27 protein-coding genes are annotated in these 25,814 nt (G+C 65.3%); 10 read left to right on the forward strand and 17 right to left on the reverse strand.

Annotated elements, in window-relative coordinates:
• The first annotated feature begins 57 nt into the window (after window positions 1-57).
• Together DAD99_RS11140 and DAD99_RS11145 are read left to right on the forward strand one after the other, a co-directional pair.
• On the forward strand, window positions 58-1,044 hold the full coding sequence (locus DAD99_RS11140) for an ornithine cyclodeaminase family protein (protein WP_193341581.1): 987 nt from the start codon (window positions 58-60) through the stop codon (window positions 1,042-1,044).
• Window positions 1,045-1,088: 44 nt separating this feature from the next.
• Window positions 1,089-1,757: a GntR family transcriptional regulator gene (locus DAD99_RS11145; protein ID WP_193341582.1), complete on the forward strand. Its 669-nt coding sequence runs from the start codon at window positions 1,089-1,091 to the stop codon at window positions 1,755-1,757.
• A gap of 141 nt (window positions 1,758-1,898) precedes the next feature.
• Here DAD99_RS11145 and DAD99_RS11150 read toward each other — a convergent pair whose 3' ends face one another.
• On the reverse strand, window positions 1,899-3,335 hold the full coding sequence (locus DAD99_RS11150; protein WP_193341583.1) for an MFS transporter: 1,437 nt from the start codon (window positions 3,333-3,335) through the stop codon (window positions 1,899-1,901).
• Here DAD99_RS11150 and DAD99_RS11155 point away from each other — a divergent pair.
• Window positions 3,324-3,926, forward strand: a complete 603-nt coding sequence (locus DAD99_RS11155) for an amidohydrolase family protein (protein ID WP_309233250.1) — start codon at window positions 3,324-3,326, stop codon at window positions 3,924-3,926. The genes DAD99_RS11150 and DAD99_RS11155 overlap by 12 nt on opposite strands.
• Before the next feature lie 50 nt (window positions 3,927-3,976).
• Here DAD99_RS11155 and DAD99_RS11160 read toward each other — a convergent pair whose 3' ends face one another.
• Entirely contained in the window at window positions 3,977-5,212 is a 1,236-nt protein-coding gene (locus DAD99_RS11160; protein WP_193341584.1) for an NYN domain-containing protein, read from the reverse strand.
• Window positions 5,213-5,912: 700 nt separating this feature from the next.
• Here DAD99_RS11160 and DAD99_RS22035 point away from each other — a divergent pair.
• Both DAD99_RS22035 and DAD99_RS11165 read left to right on the forward strand, forming a co-directional pair.
• Complete coding sequence (locus tag DAD99_RS22035; protein ID WP_255482169.1) at window positions 5,913-6,047, forward strand: hypothetical protein; 135 nt, start codon at window positions 5,913-5,915, stop codon at window positions 6,045-6,047.
• Between the two features lie 113 nt (window positions 6,048-6,160).
• Window positions 6,161-6,505 (forward strand): hypothetical protein, encoded by a 345-nt coding sequence (locus tag DAD99_RS11165; protein WP_193341585.1) that lies wholly within the window; start codon window positions 6,161-6,163, stop codon window positions 6,503-6,505.
• A gap of 110 nt (window positions 6,506-6,615) precedes the next feature.
• On the opposite strand, the gene DAD99_RS11170 is transcribed toward DAD99_RS11165, so the two are convergent.
• Both DAD99_RS11170 and DAD99_RS11175 read right to left on the reverse strand, forming a co-directional pair.
• A complete protein-coding gene (locus tag DAD99_RS11170; protein WP_193341586.1) occupies window positions 6,616-7,722 on the reverse strand; it encodes a type I restriction endonuclease in 1,107 nt (368 codons plus the stop codon).
• A gap of 140 nt (window positions 7,723-7,862) precedes the next feature.
• The gene (locus DAD99_RS11175; RefSeq protein ID WP_193341587.1) at window positions 7,863-8,333 is read right to left on the reverse strand and encodes a hypothetical protein; all 471 of its coding nucleotides are present in this window, start codon (window positions 8,331-8,333) and stop codon (window positions 7,863-7,865) included.
• Window positions 8,334-8,571: 238 nt separating this feature from the next.
• Here DAD99_RS11175 and DAD99_RS11180 point away from each other — a divergent pair, with 238 nt between their 5' ends.
• The 3 genes from DAD99_RS11180 to DAD99_RS11190 all read left to right on the forward strand — a co-directional run bounded on the left by DAD99_RS11180 (window position 8,572) and on the right by DAD99_RS11190 (window position 11,025).
• On the forward strand, window positions 8,572-10,059 hold the full coding sequence (locus tag DAD99_RS11180; RefSeq protein WP_193341588.1) for an HNH endonuclease signature motif containing protein: 1,488 nt from the start codon (window positions 8,572-8,574) through the stop codon (window positions 10,057-10,059).
• A 242-nt stretch (window positions 10,060-10,301) separates the two neighbouring features.
• Window positions 10,302-10,541, forward strand: a complete 240-nt coding sequence (locus tag DAD99_RS11185; RefSeq protein ID WP_193341589.1) for a hypothetical protein — start codon at window positions 10,302-10,304, stop codon at window positions 10,539-10,541.
• 112 nt (window positions 10,542-10,653) lie between these two features.
• Window positions 10,654-11,025: a VOC family protein gene (locus DAD99_RS11190; protein ID WP_193341590.1), complete on the forward strand. Its 372-nt coding sequence runs from the start codon at window positions 10,654-10,656 to the stop codon at window positions 11,023-11,025.
• A 39-nt stretch (window positions 11,026-11,064) separates the two neighbouring features.
• Here DAD99_RS11190 and DAD99_RS11195 read toward each other — a convergent pair whose 3' ends face one another.
• Together DAD99_RS11195 and DAD99_RS11200 are read right to left on the reverse strand one after the other, a co-directional pair.
• Window positions 11,065-11,637, reverse strand: coding sequence for an MOSC domain-containing protein (locus DAD99_RS11195; RefSeq protein WP_193341591.1), 573 nt, complete (start codon window positions 11,635-11,637; stop codon window positions 11,065-11,067).
• Window positions 11,638-11,739: 102 nt separating this feature from the next.
• Window positions 11,740-11,967 carry a hypothetical protein gene (locus tag DAD99_RS11200; protein ID WP_185263850.1) on the reverse strand — a complete coding sequence of 76 codons (228 nt, stop codon included), beginning with the start codon at window positions 11,965-11,967 and terminating at the stop codon, window positions 11,740-11,742.
• A gap of 377 nt (window positions 11,968-12,344) precedes the next feature.
• Here DAD99_RS11200 and DAD99_RS11205 point away from each other — a divergent pair, with 377 nt between their 5' ends.
• On the forward strand, window positions 12,345-13,445 hold the full coding sequence (locus tag DAD99_RS11205; RefSeq protein WP_193341592.1) for a D-TA family PLP-dependent enzyme: 1,101 nt from the start codon (window positions 12,345-12,347) through the stop codon (window positions 13,443-13,445).
• 84 nt (window positions 13,446-13,529) lie between these two features.
• Here the strand turns inward: DAD99_RS11205 and bcp are convergent, their stop codons facing one another.
• The 8 genes from bcp to DAD99_RS11245 all read right to left on the reverse strand — a co-directional run bounded on the left by bcp (window position 13,530) and on the right by DAD99_RS11245 (window position 21,454).
• Window positions 13,530-13,997 (reverse strand): thioredoxin-dependent thiol peroxidase, encoded by a 468-nt coding sequence (gene bcp, locus DAD99_RS11210; protein WP_193341593.1) that lies wholly within the window; start codon window positions 13,995-13,997, stop codon window positions 13,530-13,532.
• Window positions 13,998-14,065: 68 nt separating this feature from the next.
• Window positions 14,066-14,806, reverse strand: a complete 741-nt coding sequence (locus DAD99_RS11215) for a winged helix-turn-helix domain-containing protein (RefSeq protein WP_193341594.1) — start codon at window positions 14,804-14,806, stop codon at window positions 14,066-14,068.
• Between the two features lie 11 nt (window positions 14,807-14,817).
• Complete coding sequence (allB, locus tag DAD99_RS11220; RefSeq protein WP_193341595.1) at window positions 14,818-16,179, reverse strand: allantoinase AllB; 1,362 nt, start codon at window positions 16,177-16,179, stop codon at window positions 14,818-14,820.
• Window positions 16,172-17,359, reverse strand: coding sequence for a glycerate kinase (locus DAD99_RS11225; protein ID WP_193341596.1), 1,188 nt, complete (start codon window positions 17,357-17,359; stop codon window positions 16,172-16,174). The genes allB and DAD99_RS11225 overlap by 8 nt, the downstream gene beginning before the upstream one ends.
• A gap of 36 nt (window positions 17,360-17,395) precedes the next feature.
• The gene (gcl, locus tag DAD99_RS11230) at window positions 17,396-19,186 is read right to left on the reverse strand and encodes a glyoxylate carboligase (protein ID WP_193341597.1); all 1,791 of its coding nucleotides are present in this window, start codon (window positions 19,184-19,186) and stop codon (window positions 17,396-17,398) included.
• 152 nt (window positions 19,187-19,338) lie between these two features.
• On the reverse strand, window positions 19,339-20,217 hold the full coding sequence (locus tag DAD99_RS11235) for a 2-hydroxy-3-oxopropionate reductase (RefSeq protein WP_193341598.1): 879 nt from the start codon (window positions 20,215-20,217) through the stop codon (window positions 19,339-19,341).
• 32 nt (window positions 20,218-20,249) lie between these two features.
• Window positions 20,250-21,050 (reverse strand): hydroxypyruvate isomerase family protein, encoded by an 801-nt coding sequence (locus tag DAD99_RS11240; protein WP_193341599.1) that lies wholly within the window; start codon window positions 21,048-21,050, stop codon window positions 20,250-20,252.
• A gap of 227 nt (window positions 21,051-21,277) precedes the next feature.
• Window positions 21,278-21,454 carry a CsbD family protein gene (locus DAD99_RS11245; RefSeq protein ID WP_193341600.1) on the reverse strand — a complete coding sequence of 59 codons (177 nt, stop codon included), beginning with the start codon at window positions 21,452-21,454 and terminating at the stop codon, window positions 21,278-21,280.
• 186 nt (window positions 21,455-21,640) lie between these two features.
• Between DAD99_RS11245 and DAD99_RS11250 the strand changes: the two genes are divergently transcribed.
• Window positions 21,641-22,573, forward strand: coding sequence for a threonine/serine dehydratase (locus DAD99_RS11250; protein WP_193341601.1), 933 nt, complete (start codon window positions 21,641-21,643; stop codon window positions 22,571-22,573).
• 22 nt (window positions 22,574-22,595) lie between these two features.
• Here DAD99_RS11250 and DAD99_RS11255 read toward each other — a convergent pair whose 3' ends face one another.
• From DAD99_RS11255 to DAD99_RS11265, 3 genes are all read right to left on the reverse strand, one after another.
• A complete protein-coding gene (locus DAD99_RS11255) occupies window positions 22,596-23,405 on the reverse strand; it encodes a carbonic anhydrase (RefSeq protein WP_193341602.1) in 810 nt (269 codons plus the stop codon).
• A gap of 154 nt (window positions 23,406-23,559) precedes the next feature.
• Entirely contained in the window at window positions 23,560-24,291 is a 732-nt protein-coding gene (locus DAD99_RS11260; RefSeq protein ID WP_193341603.1) for an amino acid ABC transporter ATP-binding protein, read from the reverse strand.
• A complete protein-coding gene (locus tag DAD99_RS11265; RefSeq protein ID WP_185261653.1) occupies window positions 24,291-25,796 on the reverse strand; it encodes an ABC transporter substrate-binding protein/permease in 1,506 nt (501 codons plus the stop codon). The genes DAD99_RS11260 and DAD99_RS11265 overlap by 1 nt, the downstream gene beginning before the upstream one ends.
• Window positions 25,797-25,814: the final 18 nt, after the last annotated feature.

Raw genomic sequence — 25,814 nt, forward strand, 5'->3', positions numbered from 1 at the left:
TGCCCGAGCCGCCTGAGCTACCCGGCAAGCGCGCCCTCCCAACCCAGAAAGCCACCCATGACCTTGATTCTTAAAGCCTCCGAGCTCCAGACCCTGGCCGATATGCCGGGGACCATTGCCGCCGTCGAACGCGTCTTTGCCGGCCTCAGCCGGGGCACCGCCTTTCAGCCGGCGCCGGACTCGCTCTTCCTGCCGTCCTCGGACGCGAGATTCCTGCCGATGGCAGCGCTGTCCAGCGCGGAGGAGCTCGCGTCCGTCAAACTACTGGCGGACATCCCGGAAAACCGGGAGTCCGGCCTGCCCACGCAGCGGTCCACGATCATGCTTGTCTCCCAGCTAACCGGCGAAACCCTGGCCATCCTGGACGGCAAAGTCCCCACCCGGGTCCGCACTGCCGCTGCCAGTGCCGTGGCAACGAAGCTCCTCGCGAGGCCCGGCAGCACCACCCTGGGACTGGTCGGTGCAGGCGCCCTGGCCGTTGCCCACGTGGAAGCCATGCTGGCCGTCCTCCCGATTGAAAACGTCGTGGTGTGGTCCCGTTCCGCGGACACGGTCGCCGCCTTCTGTGACGAGATTTCCCACTACGGCCTGAACGTCACGAGGGCGGCCAGCGTCCGGGAAGTGGTGGAGGCTGCCGATGTGCTGTGCACCCTCACTCCTGCGGTAGAGCCGGTGGTTAGGGGCGAGTGGTTCCAGCCCGGGCTGCACGTGAACGCCGTCGGATCCCGTCCGCGGGCGGACCACCGGGAGATTGATTCGGCGGGCATGGTGAGGGCCAGGGTCTTCGTGGACAGCCTGGCCACGGCCAGGGCCAAATCCGGGGGGCTGATCATCCCGGTGGCCGAAGGTGTGATGAGCTTTGAGGATGTGCAAGCCGAGCTCGGTGACGTGGCGGCGGGGACAAAAGCAGGTCGCCTGGGTGATGAGGACGTAACCTTGTTCAACTCGGTTGGTATCGGTCTGCAGGATCTTGCCATCGGGCGGCTCCTGTATGACGCTGCGCTCCATCAGGGGGTTGGCACCCGCGTGGAGCTGAATAACTGAGTAAGCGCGGAAGTATGGTGTCGCAGCAATAACGGGAGGAATGGATGGCAGTCCAAGCGGAAGCCCCGGCGTCCTCGGCTGATACTGCCCGGGAACGGATCCGGGAGTTGATCATCTCAGGTGACTTCGCGCCAGGGTCCCGGCTCAGGGAACGTGACCTGTCCCAGACTCTGGCTGTTTCCCGGGTGCCCGTCCGGGAAGCCCTCCAGCAGCTCGAAGCCGAAGGCTTCATTGACGCCTCCCCCCGGCGTGGTGCCACCGTCAAGCAGATCACCCTGCGCGACGTCAACGAGCTCTTTGAGGTGCGGCTCAGCCTGGAAGTCCTCGCCGCACGCCTCGCAGCACAGGCCGCGGCAAGAGGCCAGCCGGCGTCGCGGCTGCAGCAAATGATGGACCAGGCAGAAGAAGCAACCCTGCGCCACGACCATGCGCAGATCCCTCTCAGCAATACGGCCCTGCACGCAGAGATCGTAGCGATGGGGGGCAACTCGCTGCTGGAGTCCTCCATGAAGCCCCTGCTGGGCAGGATGCAGTGGCTCTTCACTTTGACCGGGCACCGTGACCCCCAGGTTCAGTGTGCGGAGCACCTGAGCCTGTGCCAGGCCATTTATGACGGCAAGCCGGACCTGGCGGCGGCGCTGGCCTTCGCGCATGTGGAGCTGGGCCGTGAACCGTCGCTCCAAGGACTGGCCGGGCGCCTCCCCGAAAGCTGACGACGGCGGGAGTTGACGCTGCTTTGTGCCTGGCGCGGTGGGGAACGGCCCGTAACGCAAGCGGACGCCGGAGGGAGGTACCGCCGTCGTCCGCTCTGACACTTTGCAGTGCCGGAGTGAGTACGACTCGCAGGTACGTCCCTACTCGTCCGGAGGGGGCGATGCCGCCGTCTCCGGCGCCTCGGCAGCCGCCTGCGCGTATGTCGCCGAGACCCCGCGGTAGACCGGCGTCAGGAAGGCCAGCAAGCCGGCGGCGATCATGATGATCCCAGCCCCCAGGAACACCAGGGCGATGCCGCGGGAGACGCCCTCGCCCAGCAGCGGAGCCAGCTGGGCGGCGCCCTCAGCGGACCGGGCGTACGGGATGATCCAGACTTGGGCGATCGGCGCAATGAGGAACGCGGTGATCGGCGCTGCCGCGGACTCGAACGCCATGGCGAATCCGAAGACCCGGCCCTGCCGGGGCAGAGGCACCAACTGCTGGATGACCGTCTGCTCCGCGGCCTCCACGAAGGGCATCAGGACCTTGTACAGCCAGATGCCGGCGACGAACAGCCATGCCCACTCCCGCAGCGTGAACACCGCACCGAGGAACCCCACCAGAATCACCGCGATGAGCATGGTGCGCAACGGGTTGGATCCGAGCCCGAACTTGACGATCAGCGCACCGCCCAAGATTAACCCGGTGGCGCCGAGCGCAAAGTAGGTCCCCCACAGCTCCACGGGGAACATCTCCAGGCCGTAGGGATCAATCAACGCCATATATACGCCAGCGCTGAAGTTGTTGAACGTTGAGAACAGGATCAGCGCAAACAGTCCGGAAATGGCCAGCACGGCGGCGAGGGAGCCGCGCAGGTCGAATCCGCCGTGCGCGTCGGTGGCTGCGACGCGCATCTCCTCGGGCACGCGCAGCGTGAGCAGGTGCGCGAATGCCAGCGCAGTGAGCACCAGGGCGACGACGATCGTCCAGCCCATGCCCAGCAGTCCCACCGACAGCCCCGAGAGCACGGAGGTGACGAGGAACATTAGCCCCTGCACCATGCCCACCAGCCCGTTGGCGTTGGCCCGGCGATCGGGCTCGATAAGGATGGTGACCGTGGTGGAGAGGGCGATGTTCCGCATGTTTTCCACCACCGCACCGATCAGGATGATCATGGCGAAGATCCAGAACCACGGCTGTGTCAGGTCCAGCATGCTGGCGGCAGGTGTCAGCAGGAACATAACCCCGGACAGGACGAACATCACCAGCGTGAAACCGGCGGCTAAGCGCATCACGGCCAGCTTGCGGTAGCGGTCCACGAAGGTGCCGAAGCTGATGCTGGAAAGGGCGATCAACAGCATGTACGCGCCCCCGATCACCCCGGTGGCGATCACGTTTCGCGTCTCCAGGTAGACCCAGAACGTCAGGGCGAACCACAGGTAGCTGGTGGTGATGTTGGCGAGGGCGGTGTTCACCAGGATTCCGGCGAACGTGCGGGACCGCTGCGCCGAAGTGCGTAACGACGTGTCGATGGCGTCGGCATCGGCCGGGCCTGGAGCCGCTGCGACGCCGGCGGGGGCCGGTTCGTGCTCGGTCATGCGTCCCAGTTTAGTGACAACCGACGGCCGTGGACACGGTCACAGCGATGTTTCTCGCCCAGTGCCAGTCGATCACGCGGGAACCGGCGCCGCCCGGTCGCGTCCCGCCGCAACGTCCCCGTTCTGATCCACTTCGGCCACTGCGGATCAGCGGGCGGCATCGCGCAGAATGCGTACAGCAACCCCGCCGGTCTCGAACGCGCCGCCAAGAGGTACCCGGAAGTCACCTTCGTTATCCCGCACTTCGGAATCCAGCACGTCCAGGAGGTGCTCTTCCTGATGTGGGCCTGCCCCAACGTAGTGGTGGATACGTCCGGTTCCAACCAATGGGTCAGATACATGGCGCATCGGCTGACCCTGGAGGACCTCTTCCGCCGCTTCTACGAAACCATGGGATCCGAACGCATCATCTTCGGCTCGGACTCGTCGTGGTTCCCGCGCGGTTTCGCGCGGCGGTATCTCGTGGACCAGCTCAGGATCTGCTGGGAAATGGGAATGCCCGCAGCCGAGCTTCAGCAGATTTTCGGCGGAAATGCCGCGCGGCTTCTCAAGCTGGACGGCTGGCGGCCCGCCTCAGCCGGGCCCTGCTAAACGGAAACGGACGACGGCGGGAGGTCCCGCCGTCGTCCGCTTCTCCTGTGTCAGGCGTCCAGCAGTCCGCCGCTGGCCCAGCGCCGGACGGCGAGTTTCTCGGCGGCGTCGAACTCCAGGAGTGCAACCCGGCAGAGTTCTTCCACGTTCGCGGTCCAGGCTGCGGCCAGGCCTTCGGCCGTCGCTTCGTCGGTGAGCGGGAAATTGACGTAGGCCAGGCCTTGAAGGACAAAGCTCACGGCGTTGCGGGAGACCGGCTGGTCCGCGGTGACGCAGTCATCCCGCACCAGCCGGGACAGTTCGGTGCGGTTGAGGGGATGCTCGCGAAGCCTGGCTGCCATGGCCTGGAACATCTGCCGGAACTGGGCTGCTGAAAGTGCTGGCACATCCGTGACCCTGGTGACCTGCTCCTCGATGCCGGGCAGGAGGTCAGCGGGCGTCGGAAGATCCTCGTTCGAGAACCGCTTCGCGTCCCAGACCCAGCCGCCTTGCGCCGGGGAGTATTCCACACCCTGGCCGATCTGGGACACCCAGGTCCCGAACTTTCCCCAGCCGCCCCAGTCTGTCTTCAGGGAGGGCTCGGCCGTGAGGGCCCGGTGGGCCACCATCGCGCCGTTCACCGGACCCGGGGCGGCGCGGACAAACCCGAGGACCTCACGGATGGCGGGCGAGGCGGACTTGGCTTTCGCCTTTCCCGCCGGCTGGACAGCCGGCTGTTTCCCGGACGCCACCGTATGGACCGGTTCCACGGTTGAGCCGTTGAGGATGGCGACGAAGTCGTGCGATTCCACTACGTGATCCGCCATCTCCCGGTAGGCGAAAGCCACGGCGCCGGCCGCGATGACTGTGGTCATCCGGTCAGCGGCCCGGAACCGCTGGATCAGGGACGTGAAATCGGCGTCAGCGGAGGCGATGAAGAATTCTTCGATGCCAACGTTGCCGGACAGTGCGTCCATGGCGTCAAGGACCAGGTTGATGTCCGTGCTGCTTTTGCCCCGCTGCGTCAGCGACGGACAGTCGATCACGCGGAAGCCGGCGCGGGTCCAGTATGTTCTGTATTTCGAGTACACCACCGGATTCAGGTAGCAGTTGCGGATCAGGAACCTGCGGGCGTCCTCCCCGGAACCGCCTGCTGACAACGCGTCTGCCCAGTGCTTCGGGTCTTCGGCGAAGCGCTTCGCCGCCAGTGGGTCCAGCGCCTGCAGGCCGGTGAAGACATTGTCGAAATCAACAAACATCGCAGCCCGGATGCCTGGCCTGCGGGAGGGTGAGAGGGCGTCATTCATTGGCTCAGTGTGGCAGTATCGGCGCCAACTGGCGACCGTTCCGGCTGCGCCACGCCACTCCTGTTGACCAGCCCGGCCGAACCTGCATAAAGCGGGGCAATCTTGCCCGGATGCACCCCGCGGCGAAGCGCATGGTGAGTTACCGGCATGGCCACACACCCGCGGCTAGGCTGTGCCGATTTGAACAAACGCGCGGTCTCACCCGGGGTGTCCCGCAGGTCTTGAGCAGGGGGCTCAGGACGTCCACAACTTCCATTCCATGGGTCGCCGGGGCCGCCCAGAAGGCCATCCTCAGTCCGATGCGGTAGGAGTCGTCCTCGCGGTCAAGGAAACTTGTGCGGGGTGAAATTTCGCATCCGGGAATTAATGTTCTGAATAGCAGCACGAAATAGCCTGATCAGCATGCGAGTGCTCTACGCATTTATGGAGCGAAACTCTGGACGGTCAACTCAAGAGGTCGACGCCCGGCCAGATGGGCAAATCTACATTTCCTAACGGAGTTTTTAATCCGGAAATCCGAAAAGCCGCGACGGCAGCCAGTGGGGGCAGCAAAGCGCGCCTGCGGGGCCCCGCTGCCGGCGCGTATGCCCCGAGGGAGTCCTCTCTCACCGCCTTGTGGTGCTTTTTTCTGGAAACTAGCATAAAAAATATAAGTGTGTATGGTATCTGGTAGATACAAACAAAGAAAGGTGTGATTCCAATGTCAGGAAAATCGCCCAAGAGCGTCAGTGCCAAAAAGCCGGGAAAGTCTATTCTCGAAAAAAGAGCCGACAAAAAAGCTAAAAACGAAACCAGTGAAACTCTGTTCGCAAAGCCGCGCAAAAACCAGCGCTAATAAACCCGGGCAGCCGGATGCGAGACTCCTAGCCCCGTTCGGCTGCCCGCCACCACTTTTTGCCGGCCTGAGGCCGCAGCTGAGAACATCGTTTCAGTCGCAAGGACAAGACCATGAAGACCACATACAACGCCCTGATCGTCCCGGCGCACCTCACTCAACCGGTGCGCATCGAAACCGTGGACACGGTCATGGCGGCACTGCAAAAACTGGTTGCAGGAAACGTCGAATCCATCACCAGCAGAGACTGGCATGTCTACTTGGACGACGCGGGACCCCGCCTCCCCCAGAACGCGCGGGCCGAAGTGCTCATCCGCGAAGCGGGCGTCTTTCTCGACGACACCCTCAACGGCACGGCGGTGTTCCTCGGGAACGGACGCCGCGGGGATGAATCAGACGCTCCCCGGCACCTCATCCGGCTTGCCGAGCAGCTTTTCGACGTGCCACTGGCGGCCTGACCGCGAACGGCGCGGCATTACATAGGGAACGGCACCAAACGCAAGCGGACGACGGCGGCACTTCCCGCCGTCGTCCGCCTGTCCAGTTTCACGAAGCCTCGCGTGGCCGCTCAGTTGATTGAGGGAGACTCGCTGAGGTAACTCTTTACGCTGGCGCGGAGGGCTTCGGTGTGTTCGTAGATCTCCTCGAGGGAGGAAATAGGGACGCGCGTTTCTTCCTTGTTGTCGTCGAAGATCCCGATGTATTTCTGCGTCCGGTTGAAGTGCAGGCGTGCGATCGGTTTGCGGTTGTTATCGTCCAGCAGCACGGCGAAGTAGGACTTGGCATCGCGCTGGACCACGCGGGCGGGCTTGACCTCGCTGCAGACGATGGCGCGGACGATCTGGTAGCCCTCGATCTCCTCAAGGGTGGTCTCCAGGGAGTCAGCGTTTGCCAGGTCGGCTTCCGCCACCGGCGCGCTCGTGACACTTGCGGCCGCGTCCTCAGCCTGCGGGAAGCCCGGGGCGCCGAGGGCTTTCTTCAGACGCTCGTTCACCTGGTCGTTGAGGAACTGCTTGGACGCTTTGGTCACTAGCGCCGTGAACTGCTCACGCACTTTCTGCGTGTACGCGCCGGGGTAGACGCGGCCGGTGAGGAACTTGATCCATTCGTCCTCCGGTTCCTTGAACTGCGCCGCCAATGTCCGTTTCAACTCGCCGATGTACTTCAGTTCACCGGCGGCATTGATGATCGAGTCGAGGTCAAAGACGTCCTTGGACAGCTTCTGCAGCTCCGGGATCAGGGACTCATCGATATCAGTGAGGTCCAGGACCAGGAAGGGCTTCGCGTCCATCCGGTTCGGAGCATCGAGATCCGTGAAGAATTGGTACACCTCGCCATTGGTAAGGATCGCAATGCGCGCGTTCGTCACGGCGAAGTAGCGGAAGAGCTGTGACGCGTGCTCGATTTTCACCGGCTCGGTGGACTTCTTGCACTCGATGAGGATCTGGACTTCGCCGTCTTTGACGATCGCGTAATCGATCTTCTCGCCCTTTTTCAGGCCGACATCGGCGGTGAACTCCGGCACCACTTCCATTGGATTGAAGACGTCATAGCCAAGAATCGTTGAAATGAAGGGCATCACAAACGCGTTCTTTGTTGCCTCTTCGCTCTGGATTACTTCTCGCTGCTGGCGCACCTTTGCTGCCAAAGCCGAGAGCTTTTCTGGAAACTCCATTTTTCCCCCTTGAAAAACTGATGGTGCTGCTCACCGTAACGCACCAATCTCAGAACTCAATGGATTCGGGTCCACCGCTTGCCGACCAGGGTGTTCCTCGCGTTCACAGGCTTCAGTTCGCCGGGAGGTGCAGGGGGCTTCTACTCGGGCGCAGCTGTTGAGATCCCGCTCAGCGTGCCAATGTAATCCAGCGTTTTGGGACTGACGTGCCGCACCTCCGCTAGGGCTTCCCGAAGGACGGCACCGTTGGTCTGATCACTGAGCGCGCCGCGGAGTTCCGCTACCGTTTCGATGCCGAGACGCTCGAACACGCGCGTGATGTCCTCTACTTGGGCCAGGCGGCCAGGCGACGGCCAGTCGATGACTTCCGAGAGCTTCCCCGTATTCAGGTGCTGCCGGAACCCGCTCGTCGTGGCGGCATCCGGCCATTCCGCGACCAGGGCTTCGACGCGGGGCTTGACGGTTTCGTTGTAGTTCTGCCGGCGCTGGAGCGTGGAATCGACAATGATGGCGCCGATGTGGTCCCAACCGCGGCTGGCTTCGGTCGAGGCGTCGGTGCCGTGTGAGTCCATTGGCGCCGGAGGGTTGGCAGCATCATTATCGGTAGTCATACCTGAATACTTCCACGTGCCGTGCGACGGCGGGGCCTCGCGCCGTCGTTCGTGGCGCCGTCCCGACACGACGCGTTGTCTCAATCCGGGGAGGCGGGGCCGGCGGGGCCCATGGTTTCACAACAGAGAAATGGTCCGGGCGGTTGCATCGATCGCCAAGGACCGGCTCCCATTTTTGGCCACACCCCCCCAGATCCGTTTTCGCTTGAATGTCAGACCCTCACTAGATGATGGAGACATGGGAAACGCGGCGGTGGCGAAGGCATATGCGGAAATCATTGCTGCCATTGCTGTGCTGAATTCCGTCCTGAGCGGGGCCGGCCGGTCCGGTTCTGAAGTGGCGCCGGAGGCTGAACTTTTGGATGGTTTGGGCGATAGGTGCCTGGACATCCTCTCCGGCGCCGCGGGAGTGGAGGCGCGGATGGCTGCCCTGAAGGCCCGGGCCGCCGTGAAATTTGCGGACACCGTCCAAGCTGTCGCTTCGCCGGGTGCGCCGGTGCAGGCGCAGGAGATGGCGGTGACCGCGGAGGTCGCGTGCGCGCTGACCATCGGTGACCGGGCTGCGGGTGCGTTGCTGAACCAGTCACAAATGCTCACGACTGCTTTGCCGCTGACCCTGTCCGCGCTGCAGGCGGGCAATATTTCGTGGCAGCACGCGCGGGCCATGGTGGATGAAGCCGCAACCCTTGACCCGGCCGGTGCCGCGGCCTTGGAGGCCCACTTTCTGGACCCGGATGAGCCGAACGCGGCCGCTGGTTGTCCCGCAGGGGAAATGCCAGCGTCCCGGTTCCGTCATAGGGCCCGTACCTGGCGCGAACGCCACCATACGGAGAGTATCGAGAAGCGGCACGCAAAGGGTGTTCTGGACCGTCGGGTCGAGTACGCCCCGGATCAGGACGGGATGGCCTGGCTCTCGGCCTACCTCCCCGCGGACCAGGCGGCCGGGATCTGGAACCGGAGCACTGCGATCGCCCGGGGTTTGCAGGGTCCGGCCGAGCCCCGCACCCTCACGCAACTCCGGGCCGACGTCTTCGCCGCGGCCATCCTCGGCAGCGGGAACCCGGCACGACATGAACCCGGGCAGGTTCCGCCACCGCGGGCTCACGTCCTCGTGACGGTCCCTGTGTTTTCCCTGCTCGGCGCCACCGAGGAACCGGCGATGCTTGACGGCTACGGTCCTATCCCGGCGTCGATGGCCAGGGCCCTCGTGGCGAACGGGGCCGATTCGTTCTACCGGGTCCTTGTTGACCCGCGCGACGGGGCGCCTCTCGAGATCGGCCGCGCCAACTACCGTCCCACCAAGGCCATGCGGAACTGGCTCCGGCTACGTGACGGCAAGTGCCCCTTCCCTGGATGTTCCAACCATTCACTGGACAACGAAGCAGATCACCTCCTTGCCTGGGCCAAGGGCGGAACCACCGGCGTGTCGAATTTGGGTCAGCCCTGCCCCAAACATCACCGCTTGAGACACACGAGCGCCTGGAAACCCACACCAGGCACCAAGAACGAACCACCTGGCTGGATATCACCCACTGGCCGGCACTACAAGAGTGAACACCAGGACTGGGAACCGCCACATTGGCCCACGGAACCAAACCCGGGAGCGTGCGGGAACGGGCGCCAGCTCCCAGCACGGCGTGAAGGTAGCGGCGATCCGGATTTTGTTCACACCGGGCTGTCTCTGGGAGAGGACGGGGTGGAGCGGTTCCTCCACTCCACCGCCTGACGGGGTGCCCAAGACCAGCGTTCGCCTGCACCCTGCACCCTGCACCCTGCACAGTGCTGGCCTCAGTCTGCCTCTGGGTTTCTGCCGCCGGTGATCGCAACCCCGGAGCCCGGCAATCCGCGGTGCGCCATGGACAAGCGGACGCAGGCGGGACCTCCCGCCGTCATTCGGTTGGACATGTCGTTCGGTTGGACATGAAGTGGCGTCTTCCCGACACTGACTCGCGGTGGGACGATTTCAGTATGAGTGAGAAAATCGCTGACGGCCCGCAGGAGCACGGCCCGCACCAGCACGCCCACGCCGCGCCGACAACGCAACAAATGCGGACCGTAGGTCAACGCCGCCGGCAGTCGGAGGAAAAATTAGAGCAGCACCTCGAGCAAGCCCGCCACAGAGACGATCCGCACCACGATGCGGTGCCTGAGTCCGAGGAGGCGGGTCCACTGACCACCGAGGGCGAAGGACCCACAGAGGAGAAATAATGCGGGGGAGCGCTGCTTAACGTACGCGGACGACGGCGGGACCGCCCGCCGTCGTCCGCGTGCGCCTGTCGGTATCATCGGAGCATCCGTCCCTCTATGAGTGGAGTTACCCATGCAGCTCGGCGCCTTTTCGATCAGCCTCACCGTTAAGGACATCGCGGCGTCGGCTGCGTTCTACGAGAAACTCGGCTTCACGAGTTTTGGCGGCGACATCACGCAGAACTGGCTGATCCTCAAGAACGGCGAGACCGTTATTGGCCTCTTCCAGGGGATGTTTGAGAAGAATATGCTGACGTTCAACCCGGGCTGGAGCCAGAACGCGGAAGCACTGGATTCCTTCACTGATGTGCGCGACCTCCAGCGGGAACTCAAGGCACAGGGCGCGGAGTTCGTTTCTGAGGCCGATGAAGCTACAACCGGGCCGGGCAGTTTCATCGTTGTGGATCCCGACGGTAATCCGGTGCTCGTTGATCAGCACGTCTGACCTGCCGGCGGCCCACTCTCTCACCAGGGTGCCGTTAAGCTAGGGCAGCCGCGACGCCCGCAAAACCGTGGCCTCGCCGGCGCGCCCGGGCTCGAGCGGCACGGGGCTGACCAGCACCGCCGGCCCGCGGTGCAGGACGCCGTCGGAAATTACCCGGCACCGCACGCCGCCGCGCCCGCGCATTGCTTTGTGCGCGCCCGGGGCGAGCATCTCATCCATCCAGACGCAAGGGTGTGCGGGCCGCCCGGCCGTCAGGCGCACCAGGTCACCTTGGGATTCCAGGGTGAAGTCGTGTCCCAGCAACGGGGCCAGATGGGCCCCTCGGAGCACAACGTTGCGCCGCGTCAGGAGCGGGTCAAACGGCCCCGTTCCCAGCTCTGCTGCGATGGCTTCGAGGGACTCAATGGCAAACAGCGTGACTGTCGCGTCCATGTGCGCGGCCTTGCCGAAGAACCGGTCACCCACGATGCCCTTGCCCGCCACTAGTTCGGCTCGCGCGGCATCCGTGGTGGGGACCTCCGCGGCACCCTCGCGGGCCCGGCCGAAGTACGCATGCGCCGGCGAAACCAGCAGATGCAGGACCTCCACGTCGTAGCGGTAGCTTTCCGTCATGCCACCAAGCTACCGCCCTCCGAGGCCGGCCGGTCGGCACCGGAGGAACGGCCCTAAACGCAAACGGACGACGGCGGGAGGTCCCGCCGTCGTCCGCTCGCCTTATTGCCGGGCCTGTTCGCGCCTTTCGTGTGTCTGCCCGTACGGGACATCGCGGCTGACGGCGACGGTGTAGCTGGTGAAGCTGTGCTGTGTGACCAGGATGCCGTGGCGGCTTTCAGTCATGGCGTGTTCGCGGGCCATTTCCACGGCGGTGTTGAGGTCGTTTTCGACGGTGTCAGGATCGTGGGCTGTGATTGCCAGGACAAGGTCAGAGTGGCGCTTGATCATGGTGGTCTCTTTCTCGGCGGGATCCCGGGACTCTGGGGTTCGCACAGGCTTCCGGGGCCGGGTGCACCCGGGGTAGCGGAAAGCGGTGGTTCCAGGAGGGGTTGCCCGGCATCTCTGATGGGGCGGTGGCCGGCCGAATTGTCCGGCGGGCTGGATCTGCGGAAGCATTTGTTCCTGCGGATCTGTAGTCAGTGTGCCTGAAGCCCCTGCCCCGAGGCAATAGGTACGCCGAAAAATCCGGGGCCCAGCTAAACGTCAGCTGACGGCGGCGGGAGGAACTCCAGCTCTGGTTTGCGCATTACAAGTTCTGCAGTCCGCAACGACGGTCAGTCTGTATACAGAAAGTATGCGATGACTCTTTCCACTAGAGTGTCAAGATGACCATCCCAGCCGAAATCGACACACCTGAGATCATCATTGACCGGGACGTGCTGCAGCGAAATATCGACCGCATGGCAACCGCCGTCCGTGCAAAGGGCCTGCACCTTCGGCCGCATGTCAAGACGCACAAAGTCCCCGAAATCGCTGAAATGCAGCTGGCTGCCGGAGCCGTCGGGCTGACAGTGGCCACCCTCGGAGAGGCCGAAGTCTTTGCAGAGCACGGGGCCAAAGATATCTTCATCGCGTATCCTCTCTGGGTCGGTCCCCGGCAGGCTGAACGGCTGCGGCGCCTTGCCGCAAAAGCCAGGATCGCGGTTGGACTGGACTCACGGGAAGCAGCCGGAACCATGGCCGCGTCGCTGGGCGGTGCGGTCGGGGAGATTGAAGTGGTGCTGGAGATCGACAGCGGCCATCACCGCAGCGGGATAGCACCCGACGCCGTCGTCGGCGTCGCCCAGGCCGCAGCACGGGGTGGGCTGCGCGTTACGGGGATTTTCACGTTTCCAGGGCACAGCTATGCTCCGGGCATGCCGTTGAAGGCTATGGACGAGGAACGGCTGGCCCTCGGCGAAGCCGCAGGCCTGCTCACCGCGGCAGGTTTCCCCATCGCCCAACGCAGCGGCGGATCCACTCCCACCGCCACCCTCACCGCCGGCGACTCCGGAGCCACGGAGGTCCGGCCCGGCGTCTACGTTTTCGGAGACGCCCAACAACTGGAACTGGAACGCTGTGCGGCCGAAGACATCGCACTGACCATCGCCGCAACTGTTGTCAGCCGCCATGAAGGCACTGACCTCATGCCGCGGAGGGTCATCCTGGACTCCGGCAGCAAGATCCTCGGCGGGGACCGGCCCGGTTGGACCACCGGATTCGGGCGGCTCCTGGATCACCCGGAAGCCCGGATCACCGCACTGTCAGAACACCACGCCACCGTTGTATGGCCGGAAGAGGCAACGCTGCCGGCTCTCGGAGACCGGCTGCGTGTGGTCCCCAATCACGTCTGCATCGCCATGAACCTCGTCGACGACGTCACCGTGGTCAGCGGCGGCAAAATCGTGGACCGCTGGCACGTGGCCGCACGCGGACGAAACAAATAGTCCCCAAAAAGCGGCTACGACGCCGGGAAGTCCCGGCGTCGTAGCCGCTCGGCTGGGGCCATGCGCGTGTCAGGTCGGCGAAGCTTAGAGGCCGAGCTCTGCCTTGAGCGCTGCGACGTGGCCCTGCGCCTGGATCTGGTACTGGGTGAGCGTGACCTTGCCTTCGGCGTCAAGCACCACTGTGGAACGGACCAGGCCGTCAACCACTTCGCCGTTCACCAGCTTCTCGCCCCAGGCGCCGTAGGCCAGCGCCACGGCGTGGTCCTGGTCGGAGAGCAGCGGGAACGTCAGGGCGAAGTCGCCGGTGAAGGCCGCCAGCTTCTCAGGCGCGTCCGGGGAGATACCCAAGACCTCGTAGCCGGAGGACTGCAGGCTGGCGAGGTTGTCGCGGAAGTCGCAGGCCTCGGTGGTGCAGCCGGGGGTGGCGGCTGCCGGGTAGAAGTACACAATGACGTTGCGTCCGCGGTAATCGGAGAGGGAGACCTTGTGGCCGTCTGCGTTGAGCAGTGCGAAATCGGGGGCCTGTGTTCCGGCGAGGAGTTTCTGGGTCATGTGAGGATCCTTGACTTGTGGGGCGACCGCCGTGGCCGGCGATCAAATCTATGGGTGCAACGCTTTGCCTAGATGCAGTATTCCGCGGGTCCGCGGACAGTGCTGCCCGGTCCGGGCACAAACTGATAGCCGCCACCGCGCACCGTGGCGATTGCGTGGCGGGCGGAGCCCAGCTTGCGCCGGACGCGGCCAACATACACGTCGATGGAGCGGAATGCGGCGCCGGGGCAGTCCAGCAACTCGAGAACGCGTTGCAGTTCTTCACGTTTAATCGGCCGCGACTGGTTCTCCACGAGGTACCGCAGGAGGCTGAATTCCATGAAGGTCAGGCTGACCGGGACACCGTCCAGCAGGACGGTGTCCGCAGCCAGATCCACAGCCACGACGCTGCGCCTCCCGGCCAGGGAGACTGGCGGGGCGACCGGCGTGGAGACCAGCGGTGCGGCGACGGCGGCGGGACCGTTTCCGGCGTCGGACGCCGTTCCCGAAACGCCAGCGCCGTCGAAGACGGCTGAACGGTCGGCAGCGGCGGGAGCATCCGAACCTTCGACGCCGGGCGTTCCGGTTGCGGCCGCGGTCCACAGGTGGATTCCGGCTGCCGGAGCGAGCTGCCGGGCACGTGCCAGGACCGCTTGGGCAGCCTGGGCCCAGACCGCCGGGTCGATCTCCTGGCCTTCGCACGGCTGGAGCCACACCGCCAGGCCACGCGGGTGAAGCCCTGGCTGGAGGCCGGGACGAGCTCCCGGACTGAAACCGACGCGGGCGCCGGCGCGCGGCCGCGGGTAGGGGGCGTGGACGTTTACGGCCATCGCGCTGCGCCTCAGACGCCGCCGCGGCGGATCAGCTTGCCGCTGGGCGTGCGGCCGTCGATCTCGTTGCCGCGAAGGAACGTTTTGCGGACGACGCCGGAGAGCGCCTTGCCGTCGTAGGGCGTGATGGGGTTCTTGTGCTTGAGCTTGGTGACGTCGACGACGAAAGCGTCGTCCGGCGCGAAGATGGAGAAGTCCGCGTCGTAACCGAGGGCAAGCTGGCCCTTGTTGTGCAGGCGGGCCAGCGCGGCCGGCTTCTCCGCCATCCAGGACACCACCTGTTCAAGGGTGATGCCGCGGTGCCGGGCCTCGGTCCAGATCAGGGACAGCCCCAGCTGCAGCGATGAGACGCCGCCCCAGGCCACGGCGAAGTCGCCGTTTTCCAGGTCTTTCAGGTCCAGGGTGGAGGGGGAGTGGTCCGAGACGATGCAGTCGATGGTGCCGTCCTGCAGGCCCTTCCAGAGCAGCTCGCGGTTGGAGGCCTCACGGATCGGCGGGCAGCACTTGTAGGCGGTGGCGCCGTCGGGGATTTCCTCGGCCATCAGGGTGAGGTAGTGCGGGCAGGTCTCCACGGTGAGGTGGACGCCGTCGCGCTTTGCACTCGCGATCATGGGCAGCGCATCGGAGGACGAGAGGTGCAGGATGTGGGCGCGGGCGCCGGTCCAGCGGGCGCGCTCGATGACCTCGGCGATGGCCTTGTTCTCGGCACCGCGCGGGCGGGAGGCCAGGAACGTTTCGTAGTGGTCGCCGCCGGGGTGCGGGGCGCGGTCGATCGCGTGGGAGTCCTCGGCGTGGACGATCATCAGGGAGTCGAAGGACTTGAGCTCGGCCATGTCCTCCTCCATCTCGTCCGCTTCGAGGTGCGGGAATTCGTCCACGCCGGAGTGCAGCAGGAAGCACTTGAAGCCGAAGACGCCCTCGTCATGCAGGCCGCGGAGGTCCTTCTTGTTGCCCGGTACGGCACCGCCCCAGAAGCCGACGTCCACAAACGCCTGGTCCTCGGCCACTTCGCGCTTGAGCTTGAGGCCTTCCACGGTGGTGGTGGGCGGGATGGAGTTCAGCGGCATGTCGATGATGGTGGTGACGCCGCCGGCTGCGGCTGCGCGGGTGGCGGAGGCGAAGCCCTCCCACTCGGTGCGGCCGGGCTCGTTGACGTGGACGTGTGTGTCCACGAGGCCGGGGATAAGGGTTTCGTCGTTGGCCAGGTCGATGACCTGCGCGCCGGTGAGGCCGTTGCCGAACGGTTCGATGGCGACGATCACGCCGTCGCGGATGCCTACTTCGCGGGCGGTGATGCCTGCGGTGGTGAGGATGCGCTGGCCGCGGATGACGAGGTCAAACGAGCCGGCCGCCGGGGTGGTTTCTTCAGACATGGACGTTCTCCTTGGTGTCGGTACGCGCTGCACTCGCGGGCAGGTGCACTCCGATGTGCTTACCTAATTCTTCAAGCAGCGGGCCTGCTTCGGCCATACATTTCTCTACATTGGACTCAAAATCGGTCAGGGCGTGAACTGCCCTGAACCCGGCTTCCGCAAGCTGTTCCGGGCTCAGCGTACTGCGGCCGCAGACGGCAATCACGGGGATTCCGGCGCGCGCCGCGGCGCGGGCCACCCCCATGGGGGTCTTGCCGAGCAGGCTCTGCTCGTCGAGGCTGCCTTCGCCGGTGATCACCAGGTCCGCGCCGGCCAGCCGCTGCTCCAGTTCAGTAAATTCGATTACGACGTCGATGCCCGGCCTGCGTGCCGCGGCCAGCGCCGCGATGGCAATGTAGCCGACACCGCCGGCTGCACCTGCGCCGGGTGCGACGGCGGCATGCTCGGCGCGGACGCCGATCTCGCCGGCAAGGACCGAGACAAAGTTCGTCAGCGCCGCGTCCAGCGCGACGACGTCACTCGGTGCCGCGCCCTTCTGCGGTGCGAAGATCGCGGCGGCGCCGCTGGGCCCCAGAAGGGGATTGTCGACGTCGGACGCCAGGGTGAAGCGGGAATCCTCCAGCCGGACGTCCAGGCCGGAGAAATCGATCCGGTCCAGGCGGGCCAGGGCGGCCCCGCCGCCGGGGAGCTCGTGGCCCTCGGCGTCCAGGAGCACTGCCCCGAGGCCCTGCAGTACGCCGGCGCCGCCGTCGGTGTTGGCGCTGCCGCCCACACCCAGGATGAACTTCCGGCAGCCCAGGTCCAGGGCGGCCCGGATCAGTTCGCCGGTGCCCAGGCTCGTGGCGGTAGTGCTCGTTGCGGAGTCCGGGCCGCCGCCCTGGATGACGGAGGGCAGCAGCGCGAGCCCGGAAGCTGCGGCCATTTCGATCACGGCCTCACGGCCGCGGACCGCGAAGTCGGCCCGGACCGGCTGGCCGGTGGGGCCGGTGACGGTGGCGGTCCGGCGGGTGAAGCCGGAGCCTACCGCGGCGTCGAGGGTGCCCTCGCCGCCGTCGGCCACCGGAATGAGTGTGGTCTCAAGGTCCGCCACAGCTGACTGCAGTCCAGCGCTCAGGCGGCTGGCGACGTCGGGGGCGGACAGCGAGCCCTTGAACTTGTCCGGGGCGATGACCACACGCATTCCGGTACCTCCTTCTTTATGTGTCGAGTACGGGTGCTAGTCCAGCAGGGCGATGATCGCGGTGGGGGCGTCCTCGCCGCGGGCGGCCAGGTCCTCGAACTCGTTCACAGCGTTGATTTCCACACCCATGGAGATGTTGGTGATCTTTTCCAGGATCACTTCAACCACCACGGGAACCTTGAACTCGTCCATCAGGGCCTTGGCCTTGTCGAACGCGGCCGGCAGGTCCGCCGGGTTTTCCACGCGGATGGCCTTGCAGCCCAGGCCTTCGGCCACCTTGATGTGGTCCACGCCGTACCCCGCTGCGGTTGCGGAGAGATCAGTGGAGTTGATGTTCTCGAACGCCAGGGACACGTTCTGTTCCATTTCGAAGCCGCGCTGCGACTGGCGGATCAGGCCCAGGTACGAGTTGTTCACCACCACGTGAATGTACGGCAGGTTGAACTGCGCGCCCACGGCCAGCTCTTCGATCATGAACTGGAAGTCGTAGTCACCGGACAGGGCAACCACGGTCTCGTCCGGCTTGCCGCGGACTACGCCGAGTGCGGCCGGGGCGGTCCAGCCCAGGGGGCCTGCCTGGCCGGCGTTGATCCATTTGCGCGGGCCGAAGACGTGCAGCATCTGTGCGCCGGCGATCTGCGAGAGGCCGATGGTGGACACATAGGTGGTGTCCTTGCCGAACGCCTTGTTCATTTCCTCGTACACGCGCTGCGGCTTGATCGGCACGTTCTCGAAGTGCGTCTTGCGCTGCAGGGAACCCTTGCGTGCGGTGCAGTCGGCAACCCAGCCGGAGTAGTCCGGCAGGGACTGCGCTGCCTGGCGCTCGCGTGCCAGCTCAATGAGCCCGTCCAGCGCCGCACCGGCGTCGGACGCGATGCCCAGGTCCGGCGAGAACACACGGCCGATCTGGGTGGGCTCGATGTCGATGTGCACGAACTTGCGGCCGGCCGTGTAGGTGTCCAGGCCGCCGGTGTGGCGGTTGGCCCAGCGGTTGCCGATGCCGATCACGAAGTCGGAGGCCAGCATGGTCTCGTTGCCGTAGCGGTGGCTGGTCTGCAGGCCCACCATGCCGGCCATCAGGGCGTGGTCGTCCGGGATGGTGCCCCAGCCCATCAGGGTGGGGATGACCGGAACATTCAGCAGTTCGGCCAGTTCCACCAGCTGCGCGGAGGCGCCGGCGTTGATGATGCCGCCACCGGCCACGATCAGCGGGCGCTCGGCTGCGGTCAGCATGTCCAGGGCCTTCTCCAGCTGCTTGCGGGAGGCCGTGGGCTTCTGGACCACGATGGGCTCGTAGGCGTCGATGTCGAATTCGATCTCGGCCATCTGCACGTCGAACGGCAAGTCCAGCAGAACCGGGCCCGGCCGGCCGGAGCGCATCAGCTGGAAGGCCTTCTGGAAGGCGCCCGGAACCTGGCCCGGTTCCATGATGGTCATGGACATCTTGGTGACGGGGGCGGCGATGGTCTGGATGTCCACGGCCTGGAAGTCTTCCTTGTGCAGCTTGGCCACGGGGGCCTGGCCGGTGATGCAGAGCATGGGGACGGAATCCGCCCAGGCCGCGTACAGGCCGGTGATCATGTCCGTGCCGGCAGGGCCGGAGGTGCCGATACAGATTCCGATGTTGCCGTCCTGGGCCCGGGAGTACCCGTCGGCCATGTGGCTGGCGCCCTCAACGTGGCGGGCCAGCGTGTGGCGGACACCGCCGTTCTTCCGCATGGCCGAGTAGAACGGGTTGATTGCCGCGCCTGGCAGGCCGAACGCCTCGATGGCGCCTTCCTTTACCAGGATCGCGACGGCAGCGTCAACGGTGCGCATCTTCGTCATTGTGTACTCCTTGAAAGTCTGTGTTTTTCGGTGGCTGAGCTTGGTGAAGCCCGATTTTGGGTGTGCTGAAGGAAGTTTTTGTCCAGATAACGCCGCGTGGAAGGGGAATTGAGGGCGTTATCTGGACAAAAACTATCGGTGGGGCGCGAAACCTACTTGCGGCCGCTGAGCTGCAGGACCTGCTTGAAGAGGCCGGAGTGGTCGAGCCCGCCATCGCCTTGGTTCACGGTTGCGGCGACGAGTTGTGCGACGACGGCGCCGAGGGGGACGGCGACGTTGGCTTCGCGGGCTGCCGAGGTGACGATGCCGAGGTCCTTGTGGTGGAGCGCGAGGCGGAAGCCGGGGTCGAAGTTGCGGTCGAGCATCTTCTGGCCCTTCTGGTCGAGGACCTTGGAGCCGGCCAGGCCGCCGCCGAGGACCTTGAGGGCCGCGTCCGTATCCACCCCGTAGGCCTCGAGGAAGGCGATCGCTTCGCCCAGGACCTGTATGTTGACGGCGACGATCAGCTGGTTGGCTGCCTTGACGGTCTGGCCGGAGCCGGACGGGCCGACATGGACTATGGTCTTGCCGACGGCATTGAGGACGTCCTGTGCTGCCTCGAAGTCGGCTGCCTCGCCGCCCACCATGATGGAGAGTGCGGCGTTGATGGCGCCCTGTTCGCCGCCGGATACCGGGGCGTCGAGGGGGCGGATGCCGGCTTCTTTGGCGTCGTCAGAGAGGCGCTTGGCAACGTCCGGGCGGATGCTGCTGGCGTCGATCCAGAGGGTGCCCTTCTTCGCGTTGGCGAAGACGCCGTCCTTGCCGCTGACTACGCCCTCAACGTCGGGGGAGTCCGGCACCATGGTGATGACGACGTCGGCGTCCTTGACGGCGTCCGCGATGCTTGTGGCACCCTGGCCGCCTTCGGAGACGAGCTTGTCGATCTTGTCCTGGCTGCGGTTGAAGCCGGTGACGGTGTGGCCGGCCTTGACCAGGTTGATGGCCATGGGCAGGCCCATGATTCCGAGTCCGATGACTGCAACGTTGCTCATTGTGGTTCCTTTACTGAAAGTCTGATGGAGGATTAGCGGGCGACGCGCTGGCGGATGGCCCAGGCGAACGCGGTTTCCGCCGGTTCCTTGTATTCGAGGCCGATGTAGCCGTCGTAGCCGAGTTCGCGGCTGCGGGCGATCCATTCGCCGAGGGGAAGCTCGCCGGTTCCGGGAGCCCCGCGGCCGGGGTTGTCGGCAATCTGGATGTGGCCGAAGTCCTTTGCGTGCTTTTCGATGACGGCTGCAACGTCGTCGCCATTGACTGCCAGGTGGTAGAAATCCGCGAGGAGCTTGATGTTCTCGGCGCCGGATTCCGCCTTGACGCGGGCGATGACCTTGAGTGCGTCTTCGGCCGTGAGGAGCGGGTACTTGGGGGCGCCGCTGACGGGTTCGAGGAGGACGGTGCCGCCGATGCCCGCGACGCCGGCAGCTGCCGCGGCGAGGTTTTCGGCGCCGACGGCGTCCTGCTTCTCGGCCGATTCGCCGTCGATGCGGTTGCCGTAGAGGGCGTTGAAGGCCTTGCAGCCGAGGCGCTCGCCGATGCCGGCAACGACGTCGATGTTGTCCAGGAATTCGGTGGAGCGGGCGGGCCAGGAAACCAGGCCGCGGTCGCCGCCGGGCATGTTGCCGGCGTTGAAGTTCAGGCCCGTGAGCTGGACGCCTGCATCGTTGATGGCGTTTTCAAACCCGGCGACCTGGGCGTCCGTGGGGACGGAGGTCTCGAAGGGCCACCAGAACTCGACGGCGTCAAAGCCGGCAGCCTTTGCGGCTGCGGGGCGCTCGAGCAGGGGAAGCTCCGTCAAGAGGATGGAGCAGTTCACTGTGTACGTCATCGTAGGTCCTTCCGAGGAGGGGCTTTGATCTATCGTCCGCTTGCTTGGCTCTTCATGAGTTTCCGCTTTGTGGAATTTAGATTCTGCTTTATGAAAAGTTTAGGGAAGGTGGGTGCGGGAGTCAAGGGGGTGTCGCGGAGGGCGGTGGTTTGGGATACCCAACCACCGCCGCCGGGAATGGAAAAACGGGCGGCTCCTGGTGGAGCCGCCCGTTCGATTGGTCGTTTTCAGTGCCGCTTGAACGCGTGCCTGATTTTTTCGCCGGCTTGTTTGAGGTCGGCCCGAACTGCGCGTGCCTTGCCTTCGGCCCTCATTCGGTCGTTGCCGCTGACCTCACCGGCGGCCTTTGTTCCCTTGCCGTGCAGCCTCTCCGCGGCGTTGTGGATCTTGTCACCCAAACCCATTGCGGTCCTCCTTGTGGTGCGGCCCGTCCAGCTGGTTGCCGCACTTGCCGCCACTTATATTGTAGAAAGAAATGGCCCCCGTGGACCGGTGGGCAACCCAAATCATCCGCGGGAATGCCGGCGGACGTCCAGGCGGCCGATAGCCTGAACATTGAACCCAGTCCCACCCGGAACGAGGATTTCCCCATGGTCACACGTGCCGACGTCGACGAAGCCGCTGCCCGGATTGCCGGGCGGATCCGCATCACGCCCGTGCTGGCGGCAGACCGCGGCCAGGTCCCCGGCGACGTGTGGTTCAAGTGCGAGTTTATGCAGCACACCGGTACCTTCAAGGCCCGGGGCGCGTTCAACCGCGTCCTGGCCTGCCGGGAGCGCGGCGAACTGAAGGACGACGTGGGCATCGTGGTGGCCTCCGGCGGCAACGCCGGCCTCGCCAACGCCTACGCCGCCGCGGAAGCCGGGGTCCCGGCCACCGTATTCGTGCCCGAGAACGCCCCGGCTGTGAAGGTCAAGAAGCTCTGGGCCATCGGCGCCAACGTGGTCCAGGGCGGGGCCGAATACTCCGAGGCGTACAACGCCGCGATGGCCTACGCAGCCGAGACCGGCGCGGTCTACTGCCATGCCTACGACCAACCCGAGATCGCTGCCGGCGCCGGCACCATCGGAACCGAGCTGCTGGAGCAGCTGGGCGACGTGGACACAGTGGTGGTGGCCGTGGGCGGTGGCGGGCTCATGGCGGGTGTCGCCGCCGCCGTGGAAGGCCGGGCCAAGGTGGTGGGCGTCGAGTCCGAATCCACGCCCACCCTCCATGCCGCGCTCGCGGCCGGGGCACCCGTGGACGTCGCCGTCTCCGGGATCGCCGCTGACTCCCTGGGTGCCCGGCAGATCGGCCGGATCGGCTTCGAAGTGGCCGTCCGTACCGGCGTCCGCGCCGTGCTGGTCACCGACGAGGACATCGTTGCCGCCCGATCACTGCTATGGGAGCAGTACCGCATCATCGTGGAGCACGGCGCGGCCACGGCCTTCGCCGCCCTGCACTCCGGCGCCTACGTCCCGGCGGACGGGGAACGTGTTGCCGTGATCCTCTGCGGGGCCAACACGGATCCCGCCACGGTCTGAGGCCGGCGCGTGCCCTGAGGCCCTACTGATCGACCACAACCACGTCCCTGCCGTTGAGCTGCTGGACCGGCCGGTTGTTGCCCGCGTGCGCGGCGCGCAGTGCGGCAAGCTGCCCGGCTCCCAGTTCGACGGGGGTCTCGAGGAGCAGCCAGCGCACGCCTTCCGAGCAGGGCGGAGTGGTCAGGCTGCCGTCATACGCGAAATGGTCCAGTGACGCCGGGAACAGTGCCGGGAAGTCCACGACGCCGGCCGCCACCTTCTGCCCATCGGCTGCGGCGGGCACACTGTCCGTGAACGGCGCCCACGCCGTATTGGTCGCCCCAACAGTGGCGAGGATCCCGACGACGGCAAGCCCGCCGTCGTCGGCCTGGTGGACGAAATGGAACTCGGCCTCGTAGCGGACGCCCTCCAGCGTGTGCTCGGACGGCGCGTGGAAGTGCATCTGCTTGAAGGCATACTGCTTGCCGCCCACTGTGATGCCCTGGGCCGCGAGGGCGCGCAGCTCGGTGGTGTGGCCATTGTCCGTGATCTCGCCTTCGGAAGCCGAATAGGCCAGCGTGAGCGGCGCCGGGGTAAGGCCGGAAGCACCGCCGACGTCGATGGGGGACTGGGCGGTGCCGGAAGAGCAGGAGCCGAAATCGGAGCCCAACGCGCCCCACTGCCCGGGGCCTTCAGCGCCGTCGTAGGACCAGGCGTGGGGCGCTGCGGGGGTGGACGGCGAGGGAACAGGGGCCACGGCGGCGGACTTGCCGCAGCCGGTGATCAGTGCCAGCAGCCCCAGGCCGGATCCAACTAGCAAAGACTTCCTGGTCATTATTGTGGCGCTGCGCATTTCCATCCTTCGGGTCGTGTAGGTCCGTACCGGTGAGCCCGGCCGGACCTACGACGACTATCACGGGGGCCGGTGGCAGGTCTTGTCACAGTGCCTCACCGCAGGATGTGACCGACGGCGCTGCCGGGGTGCAGGTTCCCGAAGCGGTCCCGGGTTACAGAACCTTCTCCAGGAATGACCGGATACGCGGGTTGTTGTTGCTTTCGGAGAAGAACTCTTCCGGCGGGAGGTCGGCGGCGATCTTGCCGCCATCGATGAACACCACACGGTCCGCCACTTTGCGGGCAAAGCCCATTTCGTGGGTGACCACCACCATGGTCATGCCGTCGGCGGCGAGGCCGGCCATGACATCCAGGACGTCATGGACCACTTCGGGGTCCAGGGCGCTGGTGGGCTCGTCGAAGAGCATCACCTTGGGATTCATGGCGACGGCGCGGGCGATGGCGATGCGCTGCTTCTGGCCGCCGGAGAGCCGGTTCGGGTAGACGTGCGCCCGGTGGGTCATGTTGACCTTTTCGAGGAGTTCCATGGAGCGTGCTTCCGCGTCCTTTTTGCTGATCTTCAGGACATCCATCTGCGGAAGCATGACGTTCTTCAGGGCTGTCATGTTGGGGAACAGGTTGAACTGCTGGAACACCATGCCCATGCGGGAGCGCAGGCGGTCCAGATCCACCTTCGGCGCCAGGAGATCCTCGCCGTCGAATACAACGTGTCCGGACGTGGGCGTCTCGAGTAGGTTCAGGCAGCGCAGGAAGGTGGACTTGCCGCCGCCGCTGGGGCCGATGACGGCGACAACTTCGCCGGGCTCGATGGTGAAGTCGATGCCTTTGAGGACGTGGTGGTCACCGTAGGACTTGGTGATGTCTTTCGTTTCCAGGAGTGCCATTAGATGTAAACCGCCATCTTCTTTTCGATTGCGTTTGCGGCCAGGCCGATGATGTTTGTGAGGACGTAGTACACCAAGCCGATGAAGACGTACACGGTCAGTGCATCGAAGGTGCGGGAAATAATGGTCTGACCCACCAGGAACAGTTCGCTGATGGTCACGAAGGACACCAGCGCGGAGTTCTTGGTCAGGGAGACGAACTCGTTCCCGAGCGGCGGGAGCATTCTCAGGAAGGCCTGCGGGATGATCACGTGGCGCAGGGCGGAGGCTGAACTCATGCCGCAGGACCGGGCTGCTTCCATCTGGCCCTTGTCCACGGACTGGATAGCGCCGCGGACGATTTCCGTGACGTAGGAGCCGCTGTAGAGGCCCAGGGCCAGGATGCCGGCCACCATCGGCGAGAGCTGGATGCCCAGCTGCGGCAGGCCGAAGTAGATGAAGAACAGCTGGACGATGAACGGGGTGCCGCGGACCACTGAGACGTAGACCTTGCCGATCCAGCTGATAGGCCGTATATGCGAGAGCTTGGCGAAGCCGCCCAGCATGCCGAACAGCAGGCTCAGGGCCAGTGAGAGGGCGATGATCTGCAGTGTGGTTCCCAGGCCCTGCATCAGCGGGCCCCAGGAATTGGTGATCGAGGAGACGTTAAAGATGCCGCGTTCCTTGGTGGGCCCGGTGGCGGTGCTGGATTCGTCGCCGAACCACTTGGAAGAGGCCTTGGTGAAGTCGCCCGAGTCCTGCATGCCCTTCAGCGCCGTGTTAAAGGCCTCGCGGATGTCCGAGTCGCTTTTCTGGAACGCGAAACCGTAGTTTTCATTCGTCAGGCGGTCACCGACCTGCTTAAGGCCGCCCTGCTCGTGGATGAAGTACCGGCCGCCGGGTTGCCCGGTGACCACGGCGTCGGCCTGGCCGAGTTTGACCGAGGAAAACATCTGGTCGTTGGTCTGGACCTGGACCAGTTCGGCCTGCGGCTGGTTCTGGCGCAGCCACTCCACGGACTTGGTGCCTACCTGCACGGCAACCTTCTTGCCGGCGAGGTCCGCGAGCGTCTTGACGGTGTCGTTGGACGTGGACACGAACATGCCCAGGCCGCCGGGGTAGTAGATCTCGGAGAAGTCCACCACCTTGGCGCGTTCGGGGCTGATGTAGATGGCGGAAGCGCCGACATCGATCTGGTTTGCCTGCAGCGCCGGGACGATGTTGCCGAACGGCATCTGCACAAACTCGACGTTCCTGATGCCGGACTTGGCGGCGAGGTCCCGCACAACATCGATGTCGAAGCCGATCTTGGTGCCGTTGGCATCGGTGAATTCGAACGGCGGGAAGGAGGCGTCGGTGCCGACCTTAAGGGTGGTCTTGCCCGAGCGCAGGTCTGCCATCTTGCCGGCGGACGGGGTTGCCGGGGTCGTCTCGGCCTGGGCTGCCGGTGCGGCCAGCCCGAGGAGCGCGGCCAGAAGGGCGGCCGTCGTGGCAGCCCATCCGGATCGCGGGAATCGGTTCTTCATGTGTGCTCGTTTCTGGGG

Source organism: Pseudarthrobacter sp. AB1 (assembly GCF_014926485.1).
Taxonomy (GTDB): domain Bacteria; phylum Actinomycetota; class Actinomycetes; order Actinomycetales; family Micrococcaceae; genus Arthrobacter.